Source organism: Parageobacillus sp. NEAU-HV-2, assembly GCF_059115485.1.
In genome coordinates, this window is the sequence record NZ_JBXUJJ010000003.1 from 41,656 (window position 1) to 59,481 (window position 17,826).

Sequence of the window (17,826 nt, forward strand, 5' to 3'; positions counted from 1 at the left end):
TTTATTTAAAAGTGTATCTCTACGGAGAACTCAGTTCTCCTGTAGATACAAACGCTTAATAATTAAGCAATCTAGCAGCTAGTTCAGCAATACCTTCAGCGGTAAAAGACTGCTCTTCGGCAAAACCGGCAGCCTGGTCCAAAATCTCTGTTTGAAAAGGGATCAGGCCAATAACATCACCTGGCGGCAAGTGGCTGAGAATAAATTCTTCATCTTTAGGGCGACGCAATTTATTGCCCACAAATTTTATTTTCTTCACACCGATATCTGAAGCTAATTTTTGAACGACCAAAGCTGTTTGGACGCTGACCAAGGTTGGCTCGGTGACAATCAACATCAGGTCTACTCCGCGAGCCGTACCTCGGGTCAAGTGTTCAATTCCCGCACTCATATCGAGGACTACCATTTCTTGGCGTTTCAAGATGAGAGAATTGATTATAGCATTCAAGACAGTATTTTCCCGACAATAACAGGCTGAACCCCCGGGCTTAACGGCTCCCATTTTCAAAAAATGGATGTTTCCACTTTTGATGGTATAATCCTGCAACAGGCTATCTACTTCCGGATTTAAAGAAAAGTAGGCACCACTGCCGCCTGTGCGTTCTGCAATCACCTCACGCATATCGACAATGGGCTTCAAGTTGCCGATCTGTTCCTCGGGAAGACCTAAGGTCATTCCCAAGCTGGTATCGGGATCGGCATCGACGGCATATACCTGGTAACCTCGAGAAGCAAAATTCTTGATCAAATTCGCAGCAATGGTGGTTTTGCCGACACCGCCCTTCCCAGAAATAGCCAATTTCATTGGAATGCCTCCTTTGTTTAGCTTTTCTGCGTCTTTTTGTGAAAGATTTCACAAAAAGACGCAATCAATTTTTTCTTAAAATACAAATATACGCCATTTTAGTTAAATAAATCTATGAAAATGCTTACACCATAAATATACACTATTTTCGTCGAATAAATATTGTGAAAGAGTGAACATTATGTGAAAAAATCAGGAAAATCGTACTAGGCCGGTATGTGAAAAAATTGTCCTTCTATTTTTCCCGAAAAGTCTCTTATCTCTAAAGAATGTAGGCGAAAGAGGTTCATTGTGGTCGATTTTGACGTTATCTCCCAATAAAAAATAGAGGCATTACGAAAATCGTAATGCCTCTACCTATGCAGCAGTGAAACAGAAAAATGAATAAGGATAAAATCGTTTCCGGTGATTACCGCCCCTGCCTCAGAGAGATTGGAGAGCATCCTGTATACATGATTATTTTTCCGTTAATGAATGGCTATATGTATTCCCTAGCTCATACGCCCGACGGAAAAGACTTTCGTAATGTTTTTGGACTTCCTCTTCGTTTTCCATATCTTCCGCTAACGTATTATACAGAAATGCTACTTCCGACTGAGAAATACCTGTGTAGCCAGCTAAACCAACATTCAAATAATGGGAAATCATCGTATCGAAATTTCTTTTTTTAAGACTTTCTTCTGTCTCCCCAACAAGCGGAATCCACAACACCTTTTTGTGCGGGAGACGCGCTCCTCCATAAGCAAAACCATAGTTCCATACCCGATCTATATATCCTTTTACCATTGCCGGTAATGAATACCACCATAACGGGAAGATGAAGGCTAAGCCATCGTTTCTTTTCAATCTTTTCATTTCTGCATGGACACGTGGAGAATATGTTTTATTAGGGTTGTCCCAATCAGGTTCATCTTGTTCGTATAACAGCGGATTAAATTCTTCACCGTACAAATCCACAATTTCCACCTCATGTCCAGCATCTTTTAAGCCTTGAATGAAACGCTCGGCAATCGCAAAAGTAAGGGATTCTCTTCTTGGATGTGAGACAATTGCTAACACTTTCATATAACCAGCTCCTAAATAGACAAATCATTTTTGGATGAACTATCTTTGGATGCTTCGTTTGTCCGCTTCAGCCATGCATATATTGTTTTCACATCTTCCTGATCAAGATCCACCACTTCTCCACGGGCGCCGATTCCAGGCATGACCGTTGCCGCAATGGTCCCGAGGCGTTTTCGCTTCTGAAACCAGTTAAAAGAAGCTTCCATGGATTGAATACGACTTTTTAACATATACATAGCTTTCACGTTGAATAAGCCGCTTCTTAATGCAAGCTGATGAGGTGAAATCGCCCAGCCGGCCTCTTTGTAACTTAAGTAGCCGAAATAAGAAACGATGGGAAGCAATAACAAAAGCAACAGCCCCCACGGACGCAGGAAATAAGCGGCGATGCAAACAGGAAGAATCAACACGTATAAAGGACGGGCCATGTAGCGGATGCATGCCCGCTTTGGCAAAGCGTTGAATTCATAGTGGATGCTATACTCCGGAAAACAGGAAAAAATAACGGAAGCAACCCGCTCTTTCTTTATTAACGGGCAGAGTATAATATTTCCTTGACGATCACCATCCAATGCCCCACCTGCATGAATGATATAAACGGAAGCATACCCAAGCCAGCGGCGAATCATGTTTTCCTTTATTACAATCCCTTGAACCCGTGCGACAGGCGTTGTCACTTTTCTTCTTTCCAACAATCCTCTGGAAATGATGATGTTTTCATCTATCTTTTCCACCGTAAAAAACGCGTACCGCAACATATTTTGAATAATGGATATCATATAGGCGGCAATAAAAATCAATAAAACAGCCATCATCGTATAAAAGAAACCATGCGCGAACAGCATCGTTTGCGCATCTTTATATAGCCTTTCATAAGGAATAAGCTCGTCAAATTGGGAAATAAAAAGGAAAATGGCAGCAATAACGCTAAGTGCCCCGCCGCTTGTCACCGCTACTTGAAAAACTTCCCAAAAACTCATCGAAAAAATGATATTTTTCGGTTCTTCCTGTAACGGTTGATGGATGGAGACAAAAGAAGACGCGGTATTCTCATCCAGCAGCATCGTTTCATCATTCATTGTTTCCTTTGCTTTGCGAATCCAACGTTGAATTTGTTCTGCTTCTTCCCTTGTCACCGCCGTTAATACCGCTTCGACTTCTCCAAACTGATTTCCTGCTGTTTCTATATTAACTCTAACGACTCCTGCCAATCGTTGCAGAAAACCTTCGGAAATGGAAACGCCTTGAATACGTTCGAAAGGAATATATCGTTTTTTTCTTACAAACACGCCTTGTTCAATGCGCAATTCCCCTTCTTCCAACCGATAGGTAAACCGAAGCCAAGAAACAATTCCGATCACAATAGTGTATATGACAACGGCCAATGGCACGGCGATATCCCACACCGTGGAAATGGTTCTATTCCCGACTATGATGAGAAGGATCAGCGGAAAAAATGCATCTTTTAATTGTTTAACAATATTGGCGATGACAGAAATGGGGTGCAGTCGTTTTTTCTTAGACATCGTCATCCGCCACCCTCGCCAATCTAGAAATAGAATAGCGCAGTTCCTCTGCTTCCTCTTCATCAAGTGCTGGAATTTCATGCACTGTTGCAGCTGTTGAAATCGTTACGGAAGCCAATTTGTATTTTTTGAACAATGGCCCTTGCTTAGAATCGACGTGTTGCACGCGAATCATTGGGATCAACGTGCGCTTTACTGTAAGCAAGCCATGTTGAATCTCGATTTCCTGCTCACGCACTTCATAGCGCCACCGCCGCCAGCGCAATCTTGGGATAAAAAAGAGGAATAAATAACCGTTCCCTATAAATAAAAGAATCAAGATAGAAATAATCCATTTCGGCCCGTCAAACACGATGATCAGGGCAGCGACAGCAGAAAAAGCGGCAAAAGAAACGGCTAATCCGATCATGCCGTATATCCGCCATACCGATAACGCTCGTTCGGATATTTTTTTCCCAGGTTCCCCATTCATGATTTCTCTACCCCCGTAAACAAAGACAATCCATTGACGTAATGGTTATACGTATTTAGTATACAGGAAGTTTCCAAATTTAACTATAAAGTAACAGAACTTCTGTTTTTAAAAGCTAAATATGTAAATATTTCACTTCGATTCCCATTGTGGATGTACAGCCGATTGAAAAAAGCACAATCCACCGCTGGTGTTGATATGGGATTGAAAGCCATTGCGGAATAGATAAACTAAAAGCAGGAGAATGGGCATCGGTCAAGAAAATATTAGGTAGCAACACGTTAAGTGATAAGGTAAAAAAACAGAGGAGGAAAACACATGTTTAAAAAGTTCTTAAGTTCCATCGGCATTGGCGCTGCTAGGGTGGATACCAAGCTGTCCAAAACACAATACATTTCCGAACATCAAGCCGAAGCCATTTTAGAGATTGACAGAAAAGCCCGCGGTTTAAGCGGCTTGCTCGCGGAATCCCTGAACATGGACGAAACCCTCATCCGCTTTACTTATGATGCTAATGATCTTCCTTCTCTGCCACAATTATTAATAAATACCATCAGTCGGTACTGCTGAAAGGTGAGAAAACTTTATTGCGCATTGCCGCTCCCTATAAAAAACGACCAACGATGGCGCTGGTCGTTTTTCGTTGCGCACAATAAAAACAATCATCGCTACAAAAGCTACAATGAAGAAACTAACGGCCAATATGTTTACAAACAGCAAAACAAGGTCTCCTATACCAAGGTTCATTTTTACTCCCTCTCCTCCCGTTAATTCCGCGGCGCCCATAACATGACAAAAACGCCGATTAGGCAAATAACCGCGCCGATCCAATCATATGTATCAGGGGTTTTATTATCAATCCCCCATCCCCACAAGACGGATAAAATGATAAATACTCCCCCATAAGCTGCGTACACTCTTCCGAACGAGGGGAAGTGCTGCAGCGTCGGGATGATGCCGTATGAAATCAAAATGACAGCGCCGATTATTCCATACCATAACGGTTTCCCTTCCCTAAGCCATAGCCAAACAAGATAACCGCCGCCAATTTCTGCTAATCCAGCAAGAACAAACAAGAAAATAGCGTAAACGATTTCTATCACTCCTTTTTCATAAAAAGGATACAACTTCGACAGAATACCGGCGATAAATCTAGACAACATCACTCTCTTTTTCACGAACAAAAATTAATTTCTGTGGCTGTATCATTATTCAAGCATTCGATTATTTCCCACTTTTTAGAATCATTCCGAGTCTATTATAGCAAATCTTTACAAAAAAAATCCTGCTGGCTAACCAGCAGACACACGTACGATATCATTTTTTATAAAAGACCCACAAGGCACAAAACAATAGTATGATTCCTGTCATTCTTCTCATGTCAAAAGGAATTTGCTGCCCGCCAAGCAAGCCGAAGTGATCGATGATGGAACTCATCACCAACTGTCCGGCGACAACGGCCATAATAGAAGTAGCGACCCCGACTTTTGGAACGATAAGCACCATGACAAACACGTAAAACGCCCCGAGCATCCCGCCAAGCAGCTGCCATTTCGGCACGGAAAACATTTGTAGCAAGTCTCCTTTTCCAAAAAACAATTGCAATAAAAATAAAACGATCGTTCCGATAAGAAAGGAAACGAACGCTCCTTCCAGCACGCCGACCCTTTTGCCGAGACCGCCATTGACGCCAGCCTGTACCGAGGTTGCCATTCCTGCGACGATGGCAAGAATCATCCATAACCACTTCATGCTAATCCACATCCTACATAATAATGAAAAACTTTACTAATTATCATATCATGGAAGACAATGGCATGGAAGAAGTTATTTCTGCGATTTTTCAAAACAACAAAAACAGCTGATGGAGGCCATCAACGCTCCTATTAAAAAGAGAATGAAACGACCTACAAAAACAGGGTTTCATGTATAGCTGCGTTTTAATTTTTTCAAAAGTATTGGGATTCTATCATATAAGTTGCTAAACAAAATGAGAAACACAAGCGTTGCGCACTAAACGGTCCTTATATTTCTTTGAGACAAGCTTTAAAGTGGAAAGAACAAATGAACGATAAACACACCTCCAAAAATAAGCGCCATTGTTAAATGAAATTTCCTCCGAAAGCCAGAAGCCTTTTTATGCCGAAGCCATCCAGCAAATAAAGTCAATACCAACAGCAATATTCCTAGATAGCCGGTCAGCATTTTTGGATGAAAAAATCCGATCTTCTTACCTAATTCCAACGCCAGCATCCCGGCGTGAAGCACAATCAAGCTTGTTCCTATGATCGCAATCGGAATATGGGCTTTCATCATCTTGCGCGCCATCTTGCTTAGTCTCACTTTCATGGAACGGTTTTTTGATTTTCGAATCACAAAAAAAATAAAATACATATTGATGTTCACGGCAAACAGGATGATGGCGATTTGGGCAAACGACTTTCCGAATAAAACAACGGTGGAGTGATATGGTTGAAACATCCATATATAGAGTGCGGAACCAAGAATAAATAATCCGTTAACAATCATCCAAACATAGTACGGCATAGAAACCCCCAGCAATCAAAAACTTCCCTCACCAAATTATTTAGAGAACGATCATTGCATTTCCTTCTTTTCTTGCTAAAATAATAGATGTTGCTTTTCTTGCTGCGCCATGTATACCGTTGGTGTCTTTTTTGCATACACCTTAACGATGTAAGGAGAGAAACATATGAACATTAGAACTATCGTCGTTAACGGCATTTTAGCAGCTGTGTACATCGCGGTGACGATGCTGATCCAGCCGTTTGGATTTACTAATGTACAGTTTCGCGTGTCAGAAATGCTAAATCACCTCGTCGTGTTTAATAAAAAATATTTCTTCGGCATTGTGTTAGGCGTCTTTTTTGCGAACTTGTTTTTCTCGCCGATGGTAGCGTACGATCTTGTTTTCGGAGTCGGGCAGTCGGTCATCGCCCTCCTGATCACGATTTTTTCGATGCGGTATGTGAAAAATATATGGACGCGGATGGCTGTCAATACGCTGGTGTTTACGTTTACGATGTTTTTGATTGCCTGGGAGTTAAAGCTGGCGTTTGACCTGCCATTCCTTTTCACCTGGCTGACGACCGCAGCAGGAGAATTTGTCGTCATGGCGGTTGGCGCACCGATTATGTATGCGGTAAACCAGCGGGCCCATCTGGATAAATTAGTGTAAATATGAAGCGGCAAGGTTTTACCTGCCGCTTTTCTTACGTTAGGCGAATTTGCTCTTGCGTCATAAATTCCGTTGTCGCACCAAGCGCGCCGCCAATCGCAAGACCTATTAATCCACCTTTCATTCGATCGATCCATTCCATCTCTTCCTGCCGTTCTTTCGAAAAGAAACAATATGTGTAGGAAATACTACAATGATACATATATCCCCATTCCTTCAGTCAACACGATTGCTAGCGCGACATAAATAAGCGTTAGCCGTTATGACATTGCTTTTTTGTCTCCGAATAGCACCAATGTGCCGGTGAATCCAGCGGTCATGACAAATAACAACAACGTCGATCAATATATTCCCCCTTATGTGAAATCACTTTGCCGTTTCGATACAGCAATTACCAAATGTTTGTTGCAATAATCCCTAGTAAAATGCCAATAATAGCACTTGATAAAGTGCCAATTAGATAATATTCGGCAAATTGCTTATGCTCAAACTGCTTAAATCGGGTCAGCGTTTTTAGTGCCGCCAAGAATGCGAGTCCCTGTGGCATATCCATCATCATAAAAATCACAATTAATGTCCGTTCTAGCATCCCGATGAGTTGGCCGATTTTGGCTGGAGAATCATGAAAAAATTGTTCCGTTTTAATCGTGGTGATTTCTACTTCTTGCTTTCCGTTATTCTCATGTTTCGTTTTTACTTCGATTTTCTCATCTGATAAACGATAAATCCCTTCTTGTAGCTCATAATTTGGTGCGATTTTCCTTAACAAAATTTCCAGAAAATACCCAGATCCATAAGTGGCTAAAATAAAAATGCATGCAGTAGCTGCCACTTTTTCTTCAAAGGTCTTTCCAAACATGTCGAGAAAAGTTGCCGGTTCAAAGATAGCATAAAATGTAAACAAAATAACCAAAAGATGAAGCATTTGGTCCATTATAAATAAAAACGCCTGACTAATAGTTTTATTAAATACCATATCTAATTTTATTTTGCCGTAATCAATGATAAAATGGCAGACGGAAATAAGCACAATAGCTTGTGCCGGCATTAGCAGCCCGGAAAGGGAAAACGATGGAAATGTTTCTAGAGTAACAATGCTCGCCGCGACCACCATAAGAATAGTATGGACAGCCAGATGTTTTCCTAAATCGGAAAGCGGTTGATCATGTCGTTCCTGAACTGGTCGATCTGAATGGAAAATAAAATCTCCTAGCAAATGAGCAAGATAAAAGTATATCCACAATGTTATCCCCCTACTTTTTTAAAAGCGTTTGATATAATATCAACAATTCGGTAAAGCTCGCTTCTGTCACCTTTACTTTTTGGTATTCCGCGCGTTTCAGCAAATAGCTGACGGTCGAAATAGGGGATTTATACCCCAAATGTCTTCCGATTTTTTCATATGTCCATTCCGGAAACTGCTCGATTAGATGAATCACTTGTTTTTGTTTGTCTGTCCAATTTCGCTTTGTTTCCAGAATCCATCCTAACAAAGTGTTGAGTGGTTCGAATGGAAGCGCCTCAGCTAAAATATAAAAACTTGTTGTATCTTCATTTTCACTCCATATTTTTGTTTTTTCTTTTTTTTCCTTCAAATGTTCTCTAGCCGCAAATGCACACAGTACTGCACTGCCGTTAATCGTATGAACGTCCGTTGTGTCCGTTTCCAGTTCCCCTATTCCAATTCCTAAATAAAATGGGCACTGATGAAAACAGGATTGGGAATATATGTATTTAATCAATGGATATACGCTGGAAAAACTTCCAATTACTCCAACAAGCTCATCGCCGTTTCGGATAGCAAACGGAACAAGCAAATCCTCATGAAACTGCATGTTTATCGTTTCTTTAAAGTCATTTAAAATCATTAGCAGCCGCTTCTTATCCATCTGTCTAGAATGCTTTACATCCAACGCAAAACATACAGCCGGTTTCATAAGATCTCCTCTTTTTGATTGATGTATATATATCAATATTACTATTATTGTCGGAAAAACATCAAGAAACGCATCGGCTCATTTCGATAAAGGGACTCAAGTTTACGGCATTGAGCTGGTGATCCACTCAATGATTAACGCCAACACTGCCAAACAAACCGTCATCACGGTGGAGCCGATCAATATATGTCGCTGTAGTTTGATAGACTTTTTTCTTTCTCTTGCTGCGTAGAAGGCATACACCATAAAACCAACGATAATCGACCCCTAGTCTTGTTTAAAAAGATTAACTCCCCTTTGAATAATATCCTCGCCGAATTTTTGCCGCAGCTGCTCCATCGTCTGCCATAGCGCTTCCTTTTTGGCATCTTCTTCATAATGAAACAAATCTAATTGTTTCATGGCTTCTTTTTTATCAAAGACATCCAGCGCGGTAATTCCTAAAAGCCTCACTGGATTACCGTTCCAATGTTTCTTTAATAAATACGCCGCATACTGAAAAATTTCCTCCGCTTCCTGAAACGGATTTTCCCACGTTTTGCTGCGGGTGATCGTTTCGAAATTACTGTAGCGAATCATAAGTTGGACGGTGGAAGACACAACTCGTTTTCGCTTCATCCGTTCACTGACCGATTGTGCCAACTCACGGAGCACGTCAAGAAGAATTCGCTCTTCTGTTACGTTATAAGAAAGCGTCGTAGAATTTCCGATGGATTTCCATCTCTCGCCCGCTTCAGGGTCAACCGGACGATGATCGATGCCATTGGCTCGTTCCTTTAAGCGGATGCCGTTGATGCCAAGAAGCTGATGAAGTGCCTCCTTTTCCGCCTTTGCTAATTCTCCAATCGTAAAAATGCCAATAGTATTTAATTTTTTCGCTGTTTTATCGCCGACACCGTGCATCGCTTCAACAGGCAACGGCCACAGCATATGCGGGACATCCCGTTTGCGCAAAACGGTGATCCCTAACGGTTTTTTCATTTCACTGGCCATTTTCGCCAAAAATTTATTTGGCGCGATGCCGATACTTACAGGAATATGCAAAGTTTGCAACAGTCCGCGCTGAATGTGTTTGGCAATTTCCAACGGCGAGCCGAGCGAATCGTATTCGGTAACATCCAAATATCCTTCGTCAATGGAAGCACGTTCTAGTAGCGGGGAAATACGACGCAAAAACTGAAACACTTTGTCACTTGTTTCGCGGTATAAAGAGAAGTCCGGTTTTAACACGACAAGGGACGGGCATTTTTTTCTTGCCTCCCATAACGGCATCGTTGTATAGATGCCGAAACGTTGTTTCGCGATGTAATTTGCCGCTAATACAATCCCTTTTCTTTCTTTCGGATCACCAGCAACCACAACAGCCTTTTCCTTTAACGAAGGATCGCGCGCGATTTCACAGCTGGCGAAAAACGAATTGCAGTCGACATGGAAAATTACGCGACTTCGTTTTTGGTACGTTGTTTCCATATCATTTTTCTCCTTTTTTGAACTAATCCCACTTTCACTTCGTTTAGAAGTAAAGGATTCTTGAGTAATCCCTTCTAACAAAGAGAAGTTGACCAAACTCTATGGACCGTTCCAGCCCTGAATGCGAGTTCCATGTACGTTAGGGCTCGACACGCTGACGTACTGCGCAAGTCTTGCTTTTCAGTCAGCGTGGCCGTATGATGGTGGAAGGTTTTACGTAACAGTCTCTTTCCTTCCCTCCACCTCTTTCGTTTTCACAAAGCAACCTGTATAAGTAATTCAATTATAGCACATATGTTCTTTTTTCTGCGACATGGCGATTCCTCTCCCGCTTTTATCGTTTATACCCAGCCCCAATGAGAAGTAGGAGTCTTCTCGCATAGGGAAAACTATTTCTTCTCATTTATCTTGTTGATTGTTGTCTTTTTTGAGTTTGATTGATTATTTAGAATATAGTTTAAATAAATTAATTTTATTCCATAAGACAGCCTCTTACAGTTCAAAAATGAACGATAAAAGACTGCCTTTGTCGCTTATTTTGTTAAACCGCATTTGCCAGCATGCTTGGTATGCCCGTTCCGAATCCCCTTATCGGGATGATGAGGAGGATTGAACCGAAACCAGTGACGCATTATGCATTGGGCAGAGAGGGTCAAATAATAAAATGGAGATGGCAACTTCCATCTCCACTTTTTATTTTTAGTGCCTTCTTATTTCAGTTTTATCGGCACAATCTTGCCGTCTTCTATGGCCGCGATGCTTTGTTTCGATTCAAATCCGCCGTCATCTCCAATTTTTTCAACAACATATACTTGTTTGTCCTTTGGAATATGTTCAAGGCCTTCTTGCATATGTTTGCGGATGGCAACAGGGTCATCTACCGAGCCTGCTGCTTTCATCGCTTCGACAAATGCATACAGCGCCAAATAGTTAAAACCAGCTTCCGATCCTGGGTCTTCATTGAACTTGGCGCGGTAGTTTTTCACAAATGACGGCACTCCTGGACCGTCTGATTCCACTAATGGCATGACACCAATGGATCCTTCAAGTACATCGTAAGATCCCGTTACTTTTTTCATTTCGTCTAGCTTCGCTTGATCCATAATGATAAAGCCGCCTTTAAATCCAAGCTCCCTTGCTTGTTTCGCCACTTTTGCCGTCGGTTCCGACGGGCCGCCGATAAATAAAACATCCGGTTTTTCTTTTAACGCATTGGTAACAATCGTAAAGAAGTCCGTATCTTTGGAAAAGTCGATCGACGTTTTATAAACAACTTTTCCGCCTTGCTTTTCCCAATATGGAAGCAACGTTTCCGTCCAGTCTTTTCCGTATTGCGAAGCAGTTGGCAGCGCGGCAATTTTTTTGCCGAAGCGCTTCATCGCGTATTCGGTAAACGGTGCCACATAGCTGTCATAGCGCGGCGGTATTCTTACCGTCAGCGAATTCCCTGTTTGCGTAATTTTCGGTTCGCTCGTATAAGCGCCGATAATAAACTTGTCGGTTTCGTTAAATACTTGTAAGGCCATGACTCCGCCGCTGTGCGGAGTAAACACGATCGGCGTGTGATTCTCTTGGACAAGGCGTTTTGCATTCGATGCCGTTTCGTTCGGTAAATATTTATCATCAAGAGCAACGATATTTAATTTATATTTTTTTCCATTCACTTCAAAACCGCCGCTATTGTTAATTTCCTCGGCCGCCATTTTCAACCCGTTTAACGTCCGTTTCCCGTAATAAGCGGCAGGACCGCTTAACGGACCGCTGTATCCGATGTTGACGATGTTGCCATCGCCGCTTCCGTTTGTCTCATTATTGCCCCCGCTTGATGTATTCCCCGTTGTGGAGCTGTTGCACGCTGCTAATGAAAATACCATTACCAACATAATAATTGTGGTTAGAAACCATTTCATATTCTTCATCGTATCCCCCCTATTTTGCAATGAATAAAATATTATTAAAAATATTCAGACTATTAACAGGATGGTGATCCATCACCTCCTTTTCATGTGCCGATATAGGCCTTGCGGACATCATCATTAGCAAATAGCTGTTCCGCCGTTCCTTCTACCACAATCGTTCCGTTTTCAAATACATAGCCTTTATGGGCAATGCTAAGCGCCGCATGAGCGTTTTGTTCAGCTAATAAAACCGTCGTTCCTTCTTGATTGATTTGCTTGATCGTTTGAAACATTTGTTCGACAATAAGCGGTGCCAGCCCAATCGATGGCTCATCTAAAAGCAGCAGCTTTGGGTGCGACATTAACGCCCTGCCGATCGCCAACATTTGCTGCTGGCCGCCGCTTAGCGACCCAGCTGGATCGTTGCGCTTTTCTTGTAAAATCGGAAACAGTTCATACACATGTTGCAGCGACTGCTTGATTTTTTCCTTCTCTTTTCGGTAAATGTAGGCACCCATCAATAAATTTTCATAAACTGTCATGCGCGGAAACAATTTTCTTCCTTCGGCACATTGGACGATCCCTAATTGTACGATGCGGTCCGGGGTAAGATGATCGATCCGCTCCCCTTGAAAAACAATTTCGCCTTGGGAAAGTTTGTTTAGTCCGCTAATGGTGCGGAAAACTGTGCTCTTTCCCGCCCCGTTTGAGCCTAATAGAACAACGATTTCGCCCGGCTCGACGGTAATGTTTACATTTTTGACGGCGGTAAAGCTGCCGTACTGGACGGATACGTTCCTTAACTCAAGCAATCGCGCTCCCTCCTAAGTATGCTTTAATGACGGTTTCGTTGTTTTGAATTTCCTCTGGCGTTCCTTCAGCGATTTTTTCCCCATAATTCAACACCATAATTTTATGGGCGATTTTCATGATCATCGACATTTTATGTTCAATGAGACATACGGTAATTCCGTGATTCACCATCTTGACAATCAGTTGTTCCAATCCTTCTGTTTCATCCGGATTGACGCCTGCCGCCGGTTCATCGAGAAGGACAATCTCTGGTTCCGTCGCAAGCGCGAGCGCAAAAGCGGCGCGTTTTTTCTGCTCTTGCGAAATGTTGGCGACTATTTTATCGGCGACATCGGTTAAACCGACAAACTCCAATACTTCCATTGCTTTTTCCTTGCATTCGGCTTCTTCTCTTTTTAACCGTTTCGTCCGGAAAACGGCGTCGAATAAGTTAGAAGAAGTTCTCAGCCGATGGCCGATCATGACGTTATCAAATACGGTAGATTGTTCAAACAATTGGGTCGTTTGAAACGTGCGGGCAATCCCTAGTTTAGCCCGCTGATTGGCCGGGAGGCGAGTAATATCCTGCCCTTTAAAAATGATCTGTCCGGATGTCGGCTTATAAAACCCGCTGATCAGATTGAAAAATGTCGATTTTCCCGCTCCGTTCGGCCCGATAATTGCATTTACTTTCCCTTTTTCGACGGAAAAGCTCACATCATTGACAGCTACCAACCCGCCGAACCGTTTCGTCAACTTCTGGATTTCCAGCAACATGTTCACCCCTCCTTGACTTGTTTTTCGTTTCCGGAATGACGGGCAGCGACAAAGTGATTAGCAGTACGCACAGTCTGTGCTTGTCGATTGCTGCTTTTTTCTGCTTGTTTTGCCCTCCAGCGGATTACTCCTCCGACAATGCCTTGCGGATAAAAGATGACGAGGAGTGTCAACACCGGGCCAAAGATCAGCATCCGATAGTCTTGCAAAAATTGCAGTTGCTGAGATAGAAACGTAATCAACAACGTACCGACGACCGGTCCGGCCATCGTTCCGATGCCGCCGACAAGCAAATACGTAAGCAAATCAAACATCACGGAAATATAGCTGATATCCGGTCCAAGAAAGCGGATAAAGGAAGCGTACAGCGCTCCTGCCAAGGAAGTGAAAAAGACCGATAAGACGAATGATGTTAATTTATTTTTCATTGTGGAAATCCCGATCGCGAGCGCCAGATCCTCGCTGTTGCGAATCGCAATATACGTTCTTCCCGTCAGCGAGTAGATGATGCGGTGCATGACGAAAACGACGAGAAGCAAGAAAAACAGCACTAAATAGTATTGCGACACAGGAGTCTGGAATGAAAGTGGACCGATGTTTGCCGGAGCAGGAATGCCGATGAATCCGCGCACCCCTCCCGTCAGGTTGTCCCATTTATCGATGACAAGGTAAATAATATACCCGACGCATAGCGTATAAATGGCGAAAAAGTGTTCCTTTGTGCGCAATGCGACTAAACCGACAAGCAAGCCGGCCAAGCAGGAAATAAGGCAGGATAAGACAAACGCCAGCCAAAAATGCAATCCTGCTTTGACGGTTAAAATCGCGAGCGTATAAGCACCGATCGCAAAAAATCCCGCATGGGCAAGCGATAAATAGCCCGTATAGCCGGCAAACAAGTTTAATCCGTAAACGGCGATCATCCAAATAAACGAGATCGTCATCATGTGTAAATAATAGTTGTTCGGAATCAAGAAAGGAAAGGAAAGCGCAAACGCAATCGCCAGTATGAGCCATTTCTTCTGTTTTAGCACCGCCGTCATCATTGTCCCTCCTTGGCAAATAGTCCAGTCGGTTTCACTGTTAAAATAATGACAAGTATGACAAAGGCGATAATGTCTTTATAATCATTGGAAATATAAGTTGCACCTAAACTTTCGCTAAATCCTAAAATATACCCACCGATAATCGCGCCAGGAATGCTGCCCATTCCGCCAAGAATAATAATGACAAACGCTTTTAAAATGACGAGATGGCCCATGCCCGGAAAGACAAGGTTAATCGGAGACGCCAAGGAGGCGGCCAGCGCCGCGAGGCTTCCGGAAATCATAAACGTCATCATCGCGACTTTGTTCGTGTTAATGCCGACTAAATTCGCCCCTTCGCGGTTTTGCGACATCGCGATAATCGAGGCGCCGATAAACGTCTTTTTTAGGAAGAAATAGAGCAAAATCATGATGACAATCGTGGAAACAATAATGAGGACTCGCTGCATTGTTAAGGTGAGACCAAGTACATTGACAACGTTTCCATAAGGAGTGGCCATTGTTTGGTAGTCTGCTCCCCAAACAAACTGGGCGAACGCTTCCAAAAATAAGAGGATGCCGATTGCTGCGATTTTATCATGAAGGGGTGGAGCGTCACGAAGTGGATAAAAGACAAGCCGTTCCATTAGTACGCCAAGCAATCCGATGACAATCATGGAAATGATAATGGCTAGCCAATACGGAAGCCCCGCCTGATTCATCATCGTTAACGTCACATAACCGCCCATCATATAAAGCGCGCCATGGGCAAAATTCGGAATATGTAAAATTCCGTAAACAAGCGTTAATCCTAAGGCGACCAAACTGTAAACGCTTCCAACAGTCAGCCCATTTAACAATTGTTGGATCAATAATTCCATCCATTTCCCCCCTTGGTTTAGCTTATTTATTTGAAATGTATTTATCATTTCGCATGATTATACATTTGAATCAAATTTTTACCGATACATCACTTTTAAGGAGATTGATAGATGGAAAGAGAATGGGCGGCTTCTCTTTCCTTTATTGTTCCTTCAACAATTCGCGATTTTTGATTCCGTTTAAAATCAAATCGACGTAAATGTCTGCCAGCGCTTCTTCCGATATTTCTCCATCCGGCTGAAACCAGTAATAGCTCCAGTTTGTAATTCCTAAAATGCCAAATGTAATCATATCCGGAGTCAGCGTTGGCTTAAATTCGCCGTAAGCGATTCCCGCTTCGATCAACTGCTGGTAATGTTCCCGGAACGCCCGCCGCTTTGCTTTAATTTCTTGCAAATGATCTTCATGCAAATGCCGCATTTCGCGAAAGAAAATGCGTGCGCTTTTCCGCCTTGCTTTAATATTGCGAATGAGCATATAGACGATTTCGTACAGTTTTTCCGTACAGTTTTTCTCCGCATCTTGCAAAATGCGTTGTTGCTGCTCTAAAAGATCTTCCATATAGGAGATGCATATATCTTTTAGCAGCTCTTCTTTGCTTTTGTAATAGTAATAGAATGCTCCTTTCGTTACTCCCATGGCTTCAACAATTTCTTGCACCGATGTTTCTTTAAATCCTTTGCGGTCGAATAGTTCGATACTTGTTTCGATAATTTTTTCTTTCATGATGCTAACTCTCTCCAATGATTTATTCTCGTTCAATAATCGTGGCGATGCCTTGCCCGCCGCCGATGCACGCCGTAATGAGCGCGTATCTTCCGCCTGAACGCTGCAACTCATACACCGCTTTCGTGATTAAGATCGCACCGGTTGCACCGAGCGGATGGCCATGGGCGATCGCGCCGCCATTTACATTCACTTTTTCCGGATTCATGTTTAATTCGCGGTCACAGGCAATCACCTGGGCGGCAAACGCTTCATTGATTTCGATCAAATCCATATCATCTAACGTCAGCCCGGCTTTTTTCAACACTTTTCTTGTCGCCGGTACCGGACCGATTCCCATAATATTCGGATCGACCCCGGCAACCGCATAGGCGCGAATAACCGCTAATGGCGTCAGCCCCAGTTCTTCGGCTTTTTCTCTCGACATAATGACTAATGCCGATGCGCCGTCATTTAACCCCGAGCTGTTCCCGGCTGTCACTGTTCCACCTTCTAAAAACGCTGGCGGCAGTTTAGCCAATGCTTCCATCGTCGTATTTGGCCGCGGATGTTCATCCGTATCAAAGACGATCGGCTCTCCTTTTTTAACAGGAACGGTAATCGGGACGATTTGCTCTTTAAAACGCCCTTCCTGCATCGCCTGCGCCATTTTTTGCTGGCTTCTTAGGGCGAATTCGTCCTGTTCCTCTCTGCTGATCCCGTATTTTTTAACAAGGTTTTCCGCTGTGATTCCCATTGGCGGGTCGCCGATTTCTTTTGGCGACAGCTGCGACTTGCGGAAACTCGGCGGCGTCGAGCTGTACGGTTTTTCCGGGCGGTCCATTAAGTACGGGGCACGGCTCATGCTTTCCACTCCTCCGGCGATATACACATCGCCATCTCCCGCGCGGATCGCCTGTGCCGCCAGGTTTACCGCGTTAATGCCGGAGCCGCATTGTCTGTCCACGGTAAGACCGGTGAGCTCAAGCGACAGCCCCGTTTGCAAGGCGGTAAGCCGCGCGATATTCCCGCCGCCGCTTAACACATTGCCCATAATGACGTCGTCGACCATTTCCGGGCCGATGTTAGCCCGTCGCATCGCTTCTTTTATGACTTCTGCACCAAAAATATGCGCCGGCACGGTCGCTAATGCTCCGCCTTGTCTGGCAATCGCCGTGCGGACGGCGGAAACAATGACCGCATCTCGCTTCATGTATGTCACTCCCATCGTTTTTATAAAAATCCCGGCAACAAAAGAGTTTTGCTGTTACCG

Annotated in this window: 20 protein-coding genes; 2 read left to right on the top strand and 18 right to left on the bottom strand. The window is 43.3% G+C overall.

Annotated features, from left to right (window positions below):
• Positions 1 to 55: 55 nt before the first annotated feature.
• The 4 genes from AC1WMD_RS06365 to AC1WMD_RS06380 form a co-directional block, all read right to left on the bottom strand.
• Positions 56 to 805 carry an ATP-binding protein gene (locus AC1WMD_RS06365; RefSeq protein WP_494256368.1) on the bottom strand — a complete coding sequence of 250 codons (750 nt, stop codon included), beginning with the start codon at positions 803 to 805 and terminating at the stop codon, positions 56 to 58.
• A gap of 456 nt (positions 806 to 1,261) precedes the next feature.
• Positions 1,262 to 1,870 (bottom strand): NAD(P)H oxidoreductase, encoded by a 609-nt coding sequence (locus AC1WMD_RS06370; RefSeq protein WP_494256369.1) that lies wholly within the window; start codon positions 1,868 to 1,870, stop codon positions 1,262 to 1,264.
• Between the two features lie 11 nt (positions 1,871 to 1,881).
• The gene (locus AC1WMD_RS06375) at positions 1,882 to 3,396 is read right to left on the bottom strand and encodes a PH domain-containing protein (protein WP_494256370.1); all 1,515 of its coding nucleotides are present in this window, start codon (positions 3,394 to 3,396) and stop codon (positions 1,882 to 1,884) included.
• A complete protein-coding gene (locus AC1WMD_RS06380; RefSeq protein WP_494256371.1) occupies positions 3,389 to 3,868 on the bottom strand; it encodes a PH domain-containing protein in 480 nt (159 codons plus the stop codon). The genes AC1WMD_RS06375 and AC1WMD_RS06380 overlap by 8 nt, the downstream gene beginning before the upstream one ends.
• Positions 3,869 to 4,186: 318 nt before the next feature.
• Here AC1WMD_RS06380 and AC1WMD_RS06385 point away from each other — a divergent pair, with 318 nt between their 5' ends.
• The gene (locus AC1WMD_RS06385) at positions 4,187 to 4,438 is read left to right on the top strand and encodes a sporulation protein (protein WP_494256372.1); all 252 of its coding nucleotides are present in this window, start codon (positions 4,187 to 4,189) and stop codon (positions 4,436 to 4,438) included.
• Between the two features lie 197 nt (positions 4,439 to 4,635).
• Here the strand turns inward: AC1WMD_RS06385 and AC1WMD_RS06390 are convergent, their stop codons facing one another.
• The 3 genes from AC1WMD_RS06390 to AC1WMD_RS06400 form a co-directional block, all read right to left on the bottom strand.
• Complete coding sequence (locus AC1WMD_RS06390) at positions 4,636 to 4,962, bottom strand: YnfA family protein (protein ID WP_494256680.1); 327 nt, start codon at positions 4,960 to 4,962, stop codon at positions 4,636 to 4,638.
• 223 nt (positions 4,963 to 5,185) lie between these two features.
• Positions 5,186 to 5,620 (bottom strand): DMT family transporter, encoded by a 435-nt coding sequence (locus AC1WMD_RS06395; RefSeq protein WP_494256374.1) that lies wholly within the window; start codon positions 5,618 to 5,620, stop codon positions 5,186 to 5,188.
• Positions 5,621 to 5,914: 294 nt separating this feature from the next.
• A complete protein-coding gene (locus tag AC1WMD_RS06400) occupies positions 5,915 to 6,415 on the bottom strand; it encodes a hypothetical protein (protein WP_494256375.1) in 501 nt (166 codons plus the stop codon).
• A 166-nt stretch (positions 6,416 to 6,581) separates the two neighbouring features.
• On the opposite strand from AC1WMD_RS06400, the gene AC1WMD_RS06405 reads away from it, so the two are divergent.
• Entirely contained in the window at positions 6,582 to 7,067 is a 486-nt protein-coding gene (locus AC1WMD_RS06405; protein ID WP_494256376.1) for a QueT transporter family protein, read from the top strand.
• A gap of 34 nt (positions 7,068 to 7,101) precedes the next feature.
• Here AC1WMD_RS06405 and AC1WMD_RS06410 read toward each other — a convergent pair whose 3' ends face one another.
• The 11 genes from AC1WMD_RS06410 to AC1WMD_RS06460 form a co-directional block, all read right to left on the bottom strand.
• Complete coding sequence (locus AC1WMD_RS06410; protein ID WP_186003938.1) at positions 7,102 to 7,269, bottom strand: ADP-ribosylglycohydrolase family protein; 168 nt, start codon at positions 7,267 to 7,269, stop codon at positions 7,102 to 7,104.
• A gap of 189 nt (positions 7,270 to 7,458) precedes the next feature.
• On the bottom strand, positions 7,459 to 8,310 hold the full coding sequence (locus AC1WMD_RS06415; RefSeq protein ID WP_494256377.1) for a DUF3307 domain-containing protein: 852 nt from the start codon (positions 8,308 to 8,310) through the stop codon (positions 7,459 to 7,461).
• A gap of 10 nt (positions 8,311 to 8,320) precedes the next feature.
• Positions 8,321 to 9,004, bottom strand: a complete 684-nt coding sequence (locus AC1WMD_RS06420) for a SatD family protein (RefSeq protein WP_043904833.1) — start codon at positions 9,002 to 9,004, stop codon at positions 8,321 to 8,323.
• 267 nt (positions 9,005 to 9,271) lie between these two features.
• Complete coding sequence (locus tag AC1WMD_RS06425) at positions 9,272 to 10,474, bottom strand: DNA polymerase IV (protein WP_043904835.1); 1,203 nt, start codon at positions 10,472 to 10,474, stop codon at positions 9,272 to 9,274.
• Between the two features lie 710 nt (positions 10,475 to 11,184).
• Positions 11,185 to 12,393, bottom strand: coding sequence for an ABC transporter substrate-binding protein (locus AC1WMD_RS06430; protein WP_494256379.1), 1,209 nt, complete (start codon positions 12,391 to 12,393; stop codon positions 11,185 to 11,187).
• 83 nt (positions 12,394 to 12,476) lie between these two features.
• Positions 12,477 to 13,184 (bottom strand): ABC transporter ATP-binding protein, encoded by a 708-nt coding sequence (locus AC1WMD_RS06435; protein ID WP_043904837.1) that lies wholly within the window; start codon positions 13,182 to 13,184, stop codon positions 12,477 to 12,479.
• Complete coding sequence (locus tag AC1WMD_RS06440) at positions 13,177 to 13,941, bottom strand: ABC transporter ATP-binding protein (protein WP_043904838.1); 765 nt, start codon at positions 13,939 to 13,941, stop codon at positions 13,177 to 13,179. The genes AC1WMD_RS06435 and AC1WMD_RS06440 overlap by 8 nt, the downstream gene beginning before the upstream one ends.
• A 2-nt stretch (positions 13,942 to 13,943) precedes the next feature.
• The gene (locus tag AC1WMD_RS06445; RefSeq protein WP_494256681.1) at positions 13,944 to 14,984 is read right to left on the bottom strand and encodes a branched-chain amino acid ABC transporter permease; all 1,041 of its coding nucleotides are present in this window, start codon (positions 14,982 to 14,984) and stop codon (positions 13,944 to 13,946) included.
• Positions 14,984 to 15,847 (bottom strand): branched-chain amino acid ABC transporter permease, encoded by an 864-nt coding sequence (locus AC1WMD_RS06450; RefSeq protein WP_043904840.1) that lies wholly within the window; start codon positions 15,845 to 15,847, stop codon positions 14,984 to 14,986. Before AC1WMD_RS06450 ends, AC1WMD_RS06445 begins: the two co-directional genes overlap by 1 nt.
• A gap of 142 nt (positions 15,848 to 15,989) precedes the next feature.
• A complete protein-coding gene (locus tag AC1WMD_RS06455; RefSeq protein WP_494256381.1) occupies positions 15,990 to 16,574 on the bottom strand; it encodes a TetR/AcrR family transcriptional regulator in 585 nt (194 codons plus the stop codon).
• Between the two features lie 22 nt (positions 16,575 to 16,596).
• Positions 16,597 to 17,766 carry a thiolase family protein gene (locus tag AC1WMD_RS06460; RefSeq protein WP_494256382.1) on the bottom strand — a complete coding sequence of 390 codons (1,170 nt, stop codon included), beginning with the start codon at positions 17,764 to 17,766 and terminating at the stop codon, positions 16,597 to 16,599.
• Positions 17,767 to 17,826: the final 60 nt, after the last annotated feature.